Here is a 505-nt window from a genome sequence, read left to right as displayed (position 1 = left end):
GGTTCGGGTCTTCAGGCAGCCGTGGAGGATGCCGACGAGTCGGTTGCCCAGTTGTCGCAGGGCGGGGTTGTAGTCGAGGTTGCGGGCGCGCTGGCGGTCGTAGTAGCGGCGGGCTCCGGGGGAGTTCCGGAGTGCGCAGAAGGCTTGGCGTTGGAGGGCGTCGGCGAGGCGGTTGTTGCGGACGCAGCGGGCCTGGACGGTGCGGACCTTGCCGGAAGCGCGGGTGATCGGGCTGGTGCCGGCGTAGTTCTTGCGGGCCTTGGCGGACGTGTAGCGGGTGGGGTCGTCCCCGAACTCGGCCAGTACCCGGGCGCCGACGACCGCTCCGACGCCGGGCGTCGACAGGTAGATCTCAGCGTCCGGGTGCGTGAGAAAATGTGCCTTCACCTGCCCTTCCAGAGCGTTGATCTGCTCGTTCAGGGCGATCAGCAGCCGCGCGTGCGCGGTCACGGCCGCCGCGTAGGCGGCGGCGACCGGGGCCGCGACCGCCAGTTGCGGCTCGCGT

The 505-nt window shown here is 70.9% G+C and carries 1 protein-coding gene; it reads right to left on the bottom strand.

What is annotated here, in order from left to right; all coding sequences use genetic code 11:
* A partial coding sequence (locus ACRX5W_RS33310; RefSeq protein WP_436792135.1) for a transposase occupies positions 1-505 on the bottom strand: 505 nt, incomplete at both ends.

The organism is Yinghuangia sp. YIM S10712, assembly GCF_051388935.1.
Classification (GTDB): Bacteria; Actinomycetota; Actinomycetes; order Streptomycetales; family Streptomycetaceae; genus Yinghuangia.
The sequence above is the reverse complement of the archived record's forward strand: the minus strand, read 5'-3'. Positions and strand labels throughout refer to the sequence as shown.